Origin of the sequence: Burkholderia sp. MSMB1498 (assembly GCF_001526245.1) — a bacterium.
Classification (GTDB): domain Bacteria; phylum Pseudomonadota; class Gammaproteobacteria; order Burkholderiales; family Burkholderiaceae; genus Burkholderia; species Burkholderia savannae.
Window position 1 is genome coordinate 1 of sequence record NZ_LOYJ01000065.1, and the last position, 10,580, is coordinate 10,580.

Consider the following 10,580-nt stretch of genomic DNA (forward strand, 5'->3'; position numbering starts at 1 on the left):
CAAATCGGCAGCATGATTGCCCCGGACGTTCCACTTAAAAATCTCAGAAAACTGTCCAAACGAGCGAGGCCACCTCTCAAAACCAAACAACAATCCAAGGCAACATCACGCACGGAATCCATCCCCACACGTTGAATGAGTCAGGTGAGACTCCAGCCCATACGAAAGTAAGCGCGCTACTTGCCAGTACACCACAAAACCGCCGAAGCAGATCGCTCTCCGTGAAAAGCAAACCGGGGATACCGGTCGCAAAGAAAAGCATACCGATACGGAACAAAGTATCTGACTGCATCAATTTCCTCGATTAAATCTATTCAATCTTTGAAATCGGGTCGCGGGTCCTTTCCACCTTCAACTGCGCGGGTGAAAAGATTAACGACAACGCAAAAGCCTCGAGTTCAAGCATCACGGGGATGCGCGCCTCTCTCAGATCAGAAGCCGTATTGATCGTCGTACCAGCGCTTGAGGACACGATAGTCGTGCTCCGGGAGCACGATCAACCCCTGCTCTGCTGCCTCGAGCACGCGCTGCATCTGGCCGCTCGTCACGAGGTTGCCGTGTAGGCCATAGAAGTACCACGCGAACGGCATGCCGACTCGCTTGTCCAGCTGGACGAACTTGCCATAGAGGCTATGGACGTCGAGCCGGTGCGTGTTCTTCAGTTGCGCGATCTTCTTCGTGTGCGCCCATTGCGGGATGGCGCGGAGCTCACGGACGCGCTGCGGATCAGTGTAATCCGATGTCGCGAACGTCCAGCGCGTGCAGACCCGCTCGCCGGCGCGCCCCGCGCTCGACTCGCTCCAGTCGTCGAAGAATCGGCGGCCGGGCCAGCGTTGCCGATCGTAGCCGGGCGTGAGCTCGCGCACCGTGATGACGCGGCGCTCGCCCGTCTCGGCGTTCGTCGTAATCAATTGACGATCGCCGTCTATCCGGCGGCGGTCATCGAAGACCTGCTCGGCTAACGCGGTGAAGCGCTGCATGTCGAGCGCAGTATTGAGCCGATAGCGGGGACCGCTGAGCTCGCGGCGATCGACGCGAAGCAATGCACTGTCCCAGCCGCGCGTAAACTCGTCCGCACTCGGCACGCCCCAACCCGCGTCTTCCTGAAGCAGCGCGTGTTCGACGAACTCTCGCTCCTCCCACACCTCGATCTGAATGAAATTCGCTTGATCGCCACCGCGGTCGCGCACGAAGTAGTGCAGCACCGGTTGGAACTTCGTCAGTAGATAGCCGCTCGCCCGATGCGCCGCTAGTACCGCTGCCACGGACCCACCGTGCTCGGCCAATTGCGCGTTGGCCCATGCGCGATAGTCCGCGGCAATTTCGTTGCCGTTGACGTCGATGACGCGCGCCGGCTGCTCGCGCAAAGGTGTCGCGCGTCATCACGTAGCGCGCGCCGCGAAACTCGGTGCGCGTGGCAAACGCGCTCCGCAGCGCTGCATGCCCTTTCGTGATGGGTGTGGTGGCGACAATCGTCTCGAGGACGTCGGAATGCAACTCGTATTCGTAGCGCATCGTGGTTCCCGTTATCGTAAGGCGTGCGTCGCCCAGTCCTCGAGCCGCAGCCCGTCCACTCGGCTGAATTCGCGGGTGTTGTTCGTCACGAGCACGGCGCCCACCGCGATCGCATGGCCGGCGATCGACGAGTCGTTCGGGCCGATCGGTGTACCGCGCTCGGCGAGCGCCGCGCGGATCCGGGTCGTCTCGTCGACGGCAGCCGCATCCCACGGCAGCACGCCGTCGAGTCGGGACACGAAAGCGGTCACGAGCTTGGCGTGCTTCGGGGACGCCTTTTTACCGATCGACCCGAAGCGCATTTCCGCGTACGTGATCGCGGAGACCATAATGCGATGCTGCGCTTCGACGCAGGCCTCAAGGCGCGCGAGTACCTCGGGCGGTCGTTCGCGCATGATGAACGAGCAGATGTTCGTATCGAGCATGTAGAGTTGCTTCAACGGCTCGACTCCGGCGGTTCGTCATCGGCGCCCGTCAGATCGAATCGGCCGGGCTCAACGATTTCCGGACGCTCGCTCAGAAAGTCGTCGTCCGCGCGCGACTCGGCGGCGAACGACGTCCACGTCGGACGGACCGGGCGGAGCAACAACGTGTCGCCCTCCCGACGGATCTCGAGCTCCGTGACCCCTTCGAAGGCCATATCCTTCGGGATGCGAATCGCCTGATTGCTGGCGTTCTTGAAAATGGAAACGGTGCGCATGGCCAGCTCCTGGTGAAGAGAACATCCCTTCATTCTAGGCATATGTGAACATATGTCAAGACATATGTTCACATATGAAATTTGCTTGAGGCCATTGTAAACGCGGCGGCCCGCCGGTATACTGGACGTGCGCCTGATACAGCAGGCGCCGGGTTTGGCGACCCGATCAGTCAATGCGCACAGCCGCGCTCCGCGGCTTTTTTGTGCGTACGGCCTTTGCACGTCGGTTTCTATGGGCGGGCCTAGGCGTCGGCGATCGCTGATGCGGGCAAGCCGTGCCCGGCAAGCGTGAGCACTTCGGCAATCGCGGCGTGCAGCGTCACGCGCCCGTCAGCGGCCCCCGTGTCGCGCTCGCTCGGCAGCGAGTCGTCGGGGAACACCAGCCCTTCCAGCCGCGTGAAGTCGGCCATAAACGCCGACCGGGTGTACGCATCGAGATGCGCGATCGTCAGTGATTCCCACATAGCGTGCACAGCTCGCGCGGCGGCAATGGCGCGGATCTCGAAGGACGCATCTCCTGCCTCCCGATATTTCGCCGCCTCGGCCAGGTGGTCGCGGATGAGCTGCTCGGCATGGGCCGTCAGCTGCGTGTAGCTCAGGGTTTTGCTCACGATTTCACGCTCCGGTCGACCGAGCGACTGCGTGCGGTACGCGCTGCTCGAGGTGGATCACGTTCGCGCGTGCGAAGGTCACGCGCTCGCCGATCACGAAGCCGCGATAGGCTTGACCTGCGCCGACGGCACCGACGAACTCGGTGACGAGCGCGCCGTAGCTGTCCTCGTCGACCAGGCCGTCGTGCACGCGATCCAGGCACACGGTCGCGCGCAGCAGCGGGCCGTCGAGCGGCTGCAGCTCGACCACGTCGCCGCGTTCGATCGTCTTGCGCTTCGCGTCGCGTTCCGGATTCCAACCACGCTCGAAGTCCTCATAACGCTCGAAATCGCTCGGATACCGATAGCCCCAGGTCCGGCGCAACAACTTCCACGCGCTCATCGGGATCTCGGCTTCGCCGGCCTCCCACCGCTGCACCTGGCGCGACTGTACGCCGAGCAGCGCGGCGGCCGCCACTTGGGTGCGCCGGCCGCGCTCGCGCAGAGCCTTGAATTCTTCTGGCGTCGGCGCCGGCTCATCCGGTGCGCCGCGGGGGCCAGCCAGCAGCGTCACGCCTCCGTCCCACTCCAGTGCGACCGGGCCATAGCACTTCGCGCAGGTGGCCGCCGCGCTGTCGTGCAGGTCATCGGGCCGGCGCACCTCGCCGCGATGGCCGCACGCGGGGCACCGGTACACATACAGCACCCCGGTCGTGTCTTGCTGCATAGCGATCTCCGTGAACTCGACTAAAAGTCGTATGGCGGCAGGGTAGCACGTCTTTTGGACGTGTCAAGCGCCGGGGAAAACGGCCCAATCGGGTTTTCGGCCAACACCGCCAGCACGTAGTGCTCAAGCTTCGACTTGGTGTTGTTGCAGGCCACGCATGCCGGCACCTTGGCCAGGTTGTCGCGCGCGGTGCCCGGACAGAACTCGCGCGCAACGACGTGATCGCCCGTGCTCGACGCTCGGTTTCGCCCGCAATACACAACAGGTCTTGTCGCGGTATTTCTTGCTTGCCATCGGCCCCTCCCGGACGCGCTGTGTGTGACACGACCCGCGCGCCCTCGCCGGTCGCTCATAACCTCACTAGCGCCAGCGCTCAACTTACGCGACCCGATGGCACGCCGGACGGTATGAAAGCTCTGACCAGCTACGATCAGGCAACGCTGATTAATTTACCCGGACGTACAGATTCTGTAGCAATCCTGGCGCATACGATCGTGCCGCGAGTGCTCGACTTGCTTGAGCATGTTGCGAGGCCAGGACCGTACTGGGGATATTCGTACCTTTCTTGCAAATCCTGGCGGTCAGTCGCTGCAGCCCCTTATCTCGCGGGGCTCCGCGCCCCTGCGACATCTTTTCAAAACCCGATTCTGCAAACGGTTGATCAGAAAGGCATTTCCGAATCAAAGCGCCAGAATTCGCACGAAAGGTACGAATACCCCGTATCACAGTGCTTCGGAACAGATCACTTTCGATAGCTCCGCTTCGATGCCGGCTCTGACTGAATACCTCGCCAGCTTTGCTCGTCTTGAAGACGATCGAAGAGTCTGTTCCGCATCTTTTCATCCAACGGTGTAAGCCCCAACAGAGAGTGGAACGCAATACCGCTCGCAGCAAAATACCGCAACAGAGATAAATCGAGATCGGCCGCCTCGTCGCTCAGCGCCTGCATTCTCGCCGAGGCAGTCGACGTCCGGTTTTCAAGCAGGCTCGGACTATCGACAAGCGCCGCAAGAGCGGCCCTCGCCACGGAATTCGGCTGATCGATGGCTTTCCGATAGATGGCAATCTCGGCGGCCAGGTTGGGTTCCTTCTTCGATTGGCCCTCTTTCGCCAAGTAGTCGGTCGCTATCTGCTCGAACTGCCGCTCCTGATGTTCCAGCAGGGCCTGGAGCACGCCATGCCTGTTGCGGAATTGATGCAGCAACCCGCCCTTGCTGATACCGCTTTCACGCGACAACGAATCGAACGTAAGTCCGCCAATGCCATCCCTCTGGAGGATGACGAGCGCTGCCTCAATCGCCTTCCGGCGAGAAATCTCTGAACGAGTCCGGTTATCCATTTTCGATGCTGATGACATTGTGACGCCGGGCCGGCGCCATGGTCGGGGCGCCGATCGCGCACCACCTGCCGAGCGGTGCAGCAACCTGCATGACTGAGAAGCATGGCGTCCACGAACGGAGTCGACATTGTACTGGCCTCTTCCGAATTTTCACAGACCGGATAGACGGTTTACATTTATTTCGCCGTGCGCTACCATCCGGTCCGTCGGCTCATGGCACTGCGAGTACGTCGCTCCGTCCCCAAATCAACCCATCTTTTAAGGAATACGAAATGTCCGTTCGCAACAGCGCCTCGCTTCTCGTGGCCGGTGCCGCAATGCTCACCATGGCGGCATGCACGAGTGTGCAGCCCCTTCCGTACTCGGGCCTTGCGTCCTCGTCGCAATTGAAACAGAACCGGAATGACGACTCGGCCAAGGTGCCCTACAGGTATGACACACCGGTGGCCTGGTCCCAATACTCCAAGGTCGTACTGGACCCGGTCACCGTTTATCGGGGCAGCGATAACCAGTTTGGCGACATGAAGGACGCAGACAAGGCAGCGCTCGCCGACTACATGAGCAAGACGTTCTCGGAAAAACTGTCGAAGCGATTCAACGTTACGCGACAGGCAGGCCCCAACACCCTGCGTATCAACCTGACGCTCACCGGCGCCGAAAAGACCAAGCCGGTCGTCGGACAGTTCATGCACTTCGACATCGCGGGCAACCTCTATAACGGCGTGCAGGCGGTGCGTGGGGGCCAGGGCGCATTCAGCGGCTCGGTCTCTTATGCGGTGGAAATCCATGACGGCAGCACCGGCCGCCTCCTGGAAGCATACGTCTCGAAGCAATATCCGAATGCGATGAACTTGCCCGCGGCCTTCGGTTCGCTGAGTGCCGCGAAGACCGGCCTCGACAAGGGAGCAGACGCCCTGGTGGAGCGGCTGCGCTGACGATCCGTTGCTCGGATGATGTTTCAATCTGGGCGTTCATTTTCAGTTGTCCATATCAATAAATCATGGGCAACGGAAGATGCGCACATGTAACGACGATGCTCGAGAACATCTTTGGGGGGAGTACGAATGGACCAATTTTTAGACACGGTTGTCACGCTCGGCCCGCCCCCTTTGATCGTTTCCCTTGTCTTTGTGCTTGCGTACCTACTGGTAGGAATTCCGGTCCACTGCTGGCGCGGCGCTGAGTCCAGGGACGTCTTTGGAACGCTGGCCGGCGTGTTCGCTGCACTTGCATACATCACGCTTATTTTGAGCGTCACCCGGAATGCTTGATGCCTTTCCGTAATAGCCAGCCAGCTCGAAAGGTTGACACATGACACGTTTTCCGCGCCTAACGTCCTCGCAAGATGTCGGTCAGACCGAGACTCCCCGACCGTATGTGTCAAAGCACGATGGCACGTCCCGTCCGGACGGGACGCATGCAACTGCGCCGCGTCAGATCGAACACCTCTTGCGATATGTAAGCGGCGCCAGCAAGCGAGTATTCCGGATTGCAAAAGGCGTGCGCGACATTGTTAGTGGGAACTTGTGATTCCGTGGTCGCCCGAAGCCGCGGTGAATTGTCTTCGAGATTGACACCATGACGAAGCACGACCCGAAATACCACGCTGCCGGCCACGCGTCCGCTTGTCTTTCGAGCCTGATTGCCTGCGAATACTGCTCGGCTGTCTATCTGCGTGTGCAGCTTGTGGAAGGTGCTTGTGCTCGCTGCCTGCGTTGTGGCGGGTTGCTGTACCGAGAGAGCACGCTCGCCTATCTCCGGCTATTGCCCCTCGTGCTGACCGCGCTGATCTTGTTTGTGGTCTCCGTTGCCTTTCCGATCGTCGAACTGGATATCAGAGGCATGCGCATGCAGGCGACGCTTTGGGGCACGGTAGAGGCGCTCTTCTCGGATGACATGCCGATGATGTCCGTTGTGGTGTTGGCAACAACGGTCCTGTTTCCCCTGGCCGAGATGCTGATGATGCTCTACCTGTTGCTGCCGATGTCTCTACGCTGTGTGCCGCCGGGTTTCGCGCACGTGGTGCGCGGCATCAGACAGGCACGACTGTGGGGCATGATCGAAGTCTTTATGCTCGGCGTGCTGGTGACGCTGGCCAAGATCTCCAGCACGGCCCATCTACTGCCGGGCCTTGCGCTTTGGTCATTCGGCGCGCTCGTGTGCGTACTGACGACCATTCTTGCATTCGATCCGCGCAGTCTGTGGCTGTATGCGGACGAGGCGCCACAGCAATGAGCATGCTCATGCCCGCCTCATCCGACGGGGGCGGTCCCTCGCAGCTGTCGGACAACGTGACGCGCCAACCGCTCGACGACGAGAATGCACCGCTGCCCGCCGTGCCCACCACCACATCGATGCGTCTCGTGTGTTGCCACGCCTGTGGCGCACTCAGTCCACAGTCGTTCGAAGGCCTACGTTGTCCGCGTTGCGGCGCTGCTCTGCACAGCCGCAAACAGGACAGCCAGGCGCGCGCGTGGGCTTTCCTGATCGCCGCCATGATTCTCCATGTCCCAGCCAACCTGCTGCCCATCATGGTTACGCAATCCATCGACGGCACATCGAACGCCACCATTTTCTCCGGCGTGGTTTATTTCTGGGTCTCCGGCTCGAAAGGGCTCGCCATCCTGGTGCTGATTCCCAGCATGGTGGTGCCGCTGCTCAAGATGATGGCCTTGACGTTGCTGCTGCTCTCGGTGCGTTTCCGCACCACTTGGCGCATCCGGCAACAAACCCGGCTGTACCGCCTCATCGAAACAATCGGTCGATGGTCGATGCTCGACGTCTTTGTCGTCGCCCTGCTCAGTTCGCTGATCCGCGCCGGCGCACTAGCCACCGTTACGCCCGGAGCGGGGCTCGTGGCTTTTTCATGTGTAGTCGTGCTGACCATGCTGGCCTCTCACAGCTTCGATCCCCGCCTGCTGTGGGATTCGCTGGACACAAATAATGACTGAACCCGCTTTGCCCCATTCCCCGACGCTCCCCGACATTCGCCGGCGAATACGCTGGCTGCCCTCGCTTGTCTGGCTGGTTCCAATCGTCGCCGCCGTGATCGGGCTGTCATTGCTGATCCATGTCCTCGTCGAGCGCGGCCCCGAGGTAACCGTGACCTTCCGTTCCGCCGAAGGTCTGGTTCCAGGCAAAACCCCGGTGCGCTACAAATCCGTCGACATCGGCCTGGTCACGGCCGTGCACCTTGCGCCGGATCACTCTCATGTCGTCGCCACCATCGCCCTGACAGGCGATGCCGGGAATTTCGCGACCATGGGCACCCGCTTCTGGGTCGTGCGCCCCCGGTTTGCCATCTCCGGCGTTTCGGGCCTGGATACCCTGCTTTCCGGCGCATACATCGGCGTCGACGCGGGCAAATCACAGGCGCGCACCCGCTCCTTCACCGGACTGGAAGTGCCGCCGGCGGTGACCTCCGACACCTCCGGCAAGCAGTTCGTGTTGCACGCCGCCGACCTCGGCTCGCTCGACATCGGCTCGCCGGTCTACTATCGGCGCGTCCGCGTCGGCCAGGTGGTGGCCTACCAGTTGTCCCCCGACGGACGCGATCTGTCTCTCCGGGTGTTCATCAACAAACCGTACGACAAGCTGGTCACCGCCGACACGCTGTTCTGGCACGCCAGCGGCGTCGACGTCAAGCTCGACGGCGGCGGTCTCAAGGTGAACACGCAATCGCTCGCTACCATCCTGTCAGGCGGCATCGCCTTCCAGACGCCGGACAATCCCGCGAGTCGCGTAGCCGCCGCCGAAGACACCCAGTTCGCGCTCGCCAGCGACCAGGCCGAGGCGCTGAAACCCGCCGACGAATCGAGTCCCGCTCTGGTGGTGCTCAATTTCGACCAGTCGCTACGCGGATTGACCCCGGGCGCGCCGGTCGATTTTCGCGGCATCGTGGTTGGCCAGGTGCGCTCGATCGGTATCGAATACCAGCGCGACGCCAAAACCTTCCGCATGCCGGTGGTCATTGAACTCTACCCGTCTCGCATGGGTTTCAGCCGGGCCGATCTCGCCAACAAGCAGAACGCGCGGAGCATCGCCGAGACCATGGCCAAACGCGGTCTGCGCGCTCAATTACGTACCGCGAGCCTGCTCACGGGCCAACTGTACGTGGCGTTCGATTTCTTTCCGCATGCGCCGCCCGTAAAAGTCGACATAGACAGCCCACTGCCCGAACTGGCCACCACGCCCAGCACCATCGACGAACTTCAGGCGAAACTTGGCAACATCGTCAGCAAGGTCGACAAAGTGCCGTTCGATCAGATTGCGGGGGATTTGCGCAATTCAATGGCGTCGTTGAACAAAGTGATGAACAACGCGGACAAGCTGGTGACGCAACTCAACGGCGACGTCATGCCTCAGGTCGACGCCGCGCTGCGGGACGCACGGAAGACGCTCCAGTCCGCCGACGCCACGCTCGCGACGGATTCCCCGACGCAGCAGGACGCGCGCCGCATGATGCAGGAGCTGACGCGCACGGCCACCTCGCTGCGCGCGTTGACCGACTATCTGGAACGCCACCCGGAAGCAATCGTGCGCGGCAAAACGAACTCGGAGCAACCATGATCGGACACTCCAGCCTCGTGTCGACGGCCCTCGGCTGGACGCTCGGCGCCTCCATATTGACCGGCTGCGCGTTCCCCGAGCCGCGCTATTACACGTTGGAGCAGGTATCGGCGGGCCGTGCGGCAGTCGAGCAGTGCGCCGCCGCGCCGGCCACCGGCTCGCGATGGATCGAGGTGGTCCCCGTAGCCGTGCCCGAACGCCTCAATCGGGCCAATCTGATTCTGAATCAGCGCAACGGCACCTTCAAGCTGCTGGAACAGGATCGCTGGCTGGCGCCGCTGCCCGACGAGTTGCGCGATGCGTTGTCGCAACGGCTGCAGTCGAGTCTCGGCGCCGTCGATATCTACCAGCGGCCCCCCTCCGGAGTGAAACCGCAATACCGCGTCACGGCCGCGGTGGTCAGCATGGATGCCGAACTCGGTATACGCGCTGGCGCGGTCATCAACTGGACCGTGCAACGCGTATCCGACGGTAAGTTGACGGCCGGCCGCACGCAGGCGGAGCGGCCGGCTCCCGGCGAACTGGGAAGCCTGGTACTCGCCTACCAGCAGATCGTCACCCAGGCCGCCGCCGATATCGCGATGGCCGTGTGTGCGCTGAAGTCATGAATTCCATCCGGCATGGTTCGGATGCGGCCCTACGTCGGGCGAGCCGCACGAAACCGTAAAGCAACGCAACGTTCGTCAACAGGTGATGACATGAAAAAACTGCTTACCCTTATTCCGCTGATCGCGGTGCTTTCCGGATGCGGGGCGGTCGCAGCACCGTGTCGTGTCGCATCCGCGGGCCTCAAGGTCATTCCGGTGGTTGGACACGCCGCGGCGGCACCAACGGATGCCTGCGCCGCCGTAATCGATTGACCAGTCCTTGAGAAAGGCTTTCTGCGGCAAGTTCTGTCGAACCGGGCGAAACCGCTGGGCGCCAGTTACAAGACTGGCGCACACCAGGCCCGGTTTTACAAAACGACTTCCGCGCAAGGAAACCTCACTTCACTTCATCGCATTCAATCAACGTTTTTCTTGATTTTCCAATCTCAAATGAAAAATATCGTCATCCTTATGATGGTAATCCTCCCGTCCAGTAGGTGGGATCAGAAGTAGAATTTCCAGCAAAGGGAGTTCTACGCAATGAAGAAGTCGA

12 protein-coding genes are annotated in these 10,580 nt (G+C 61.4%); 6 read left to right on the forward strand and 6 right to left on the reverse strand.

Features of this window, described 5'->3' with window-relative positions; translation table 11 throughout:
- Positions 1-431: 431 nt before the first annotated feature.
- The 6 genes from WS91_RS12205 to WS91_RS12230 all read right to left on the reverse strand — a co-directional run bounded on the left by WS91_RS12205 (position 432) and on the right by WS91_RS12230 (position 4,871).
- Positions 432-1,367, reverse strand: a complete 936-nt coding sequence (locus tag WS91_RS12205) for a hypothetical protein (RefSeq protein ID WP_331458331.1) — start codon at positions 1,365-1,367, stop codon at positions 432-434.
- A gap of 159 nt (positions 1,368-1,526) precedes the next feature.
- Positions 1,527-1,955, reverse strand: a complete 429-nt coding sequence (locus tag WS91_RS12210; protein ID WP_063889481.1) for a type II toxin-antitoxin system VapC family toxin — start codon at positions 1,953-1,955, stop codon at positions 1,527-1,529.
- Complete coding sequence (vapB, locus tag WS91_RS12215; protein ID WP_059584004.1) at positions 1,952-2,215, reverse strand: type II toxin-antitoxin system VapB family antitoxin; 264 nt, start codon at positions 2,213-2,215, stop codon at positions 1,952-1,954. Before vapB ends, WS91_RS12210 begins: the two co-directional genes overlap by 4 nt.
- A gap of 242 nt (positions 2,216-2,457) precedes the next feature.
- Positions 2,458-2,826: a hypothetical protein gene (locus tag WS91_RS12220; RefSeq protein ID WP_059584002.1), complete on the reverse strand. Its 369-nt coding sequence runs from the start codon at positions 2,824-2,826 to the stop codon at positions 2,458-2,460.
- A gap of 4 nt (positions 2,827-2,830) precedes the next feature.
- Positions 2,831-3,532, reverse strand: coding sequence for a hypothetical protein (locus WS91_RS12225; protein WP_082717564.1), 702 nt, complete (start codon positions 3,530-3,532; stop codon positions 2,831-2,833).
- Positions 3,533-4,274: 742 nt separating this feature from the next.
- Positions 4,275-4,871: a TetR/AcrR family transcriptional regulator gene (locus WS91_RS12230; protein ID WP_059583999.1), complete on the reverse strand. Its 597-nt coding sequence runs from the start codon at positions 4,869-4,871 to the stop codon at positions 4,275-4,277.
- A gap of 272 nt (positions 4,872-5,143) precedes the next feature.
- On the opposite strand from WS91_RS12230, the gene WS91_RS12235 reads away from it, so the two are divergent.
- From WS91_RS12235 to WS91_RS36795, 6 genes are all read left to right on the forward strand, one after another.
- Complete coding sequence (locus WS91_RS12235; protein ID WP_059583997.1) at positions 5,144-5,806, forward strand: DUF3313 domain-containing protein; 663 nt, start codon at positions 5,144-5,146, stop codon at positions 5,804-5,806.
- A 643-nt stretch (positions 5,807-6,449) separates the two neighbouring features.
- Positions 6,450-7,106, forward strand: coding sequence for a paraquat-inducible protein A (locus WS91_RS12245; RefSeq protein ID WP_059583992.1), 657 nt, complete (start codon positions 6,450-6,452; stop codon positions 7,104-7,106).
- On the forward strand, positions 7,103-7,822 hold the full coding sequence (locus WS91_RS12250; RefSeq protein ID WP_059583989.1) for a paraquat-inducible protein A: 720 nt from the start codon (positions 7,103-7,105) through the stop codon (positions 7,820-7,822). The genes WS91_RS12245 and WS91_RS12250 overlap by 4 nt, the downstream gene beginning before the upstream one ends.
- A complete protein-coding gene (locus WS91_RS12255; protein ID WP_059583987.1) occupies positions 7,815-9,440 on the forward strand; it encodes a PqiB family protein in 1,626 nt (541 codons plus the stop codon). The genes WS91_RS12250 and WS91_RS12255 overlap by 8 nt, the downstream gene beginning before the upstream one ends.
- Positions 9,437-10,048: a PqiC family protein gene (locus tag WS91_RS12260; RefSeq protein ID WP_059583984.1), complete on the forward strand. Its 612-nt coding sequence runs from the start codon at positions 9,437-9,439 to the stop codon at positions 10,046-10,048. Before WS91_RS12255 ends, WS91_RS12260 begins: the two co-directional genes overlap by 4 nt.
- 90 nt (positions 10,049-10,138) lie before the next feature.
- Complete coding sequence (locus WS91_RS36795) at positions 10,139-10,300, forward strand: DUF6726 family protein (RefSeq protein WP_176727247.1); 162 nt, start codon at positions 10,139-10,141, stop codon at positions 10,298-10,300.
- The last annotated feature ends 280 nt before the right edge of the window (positions 10,301-10,580 follow it).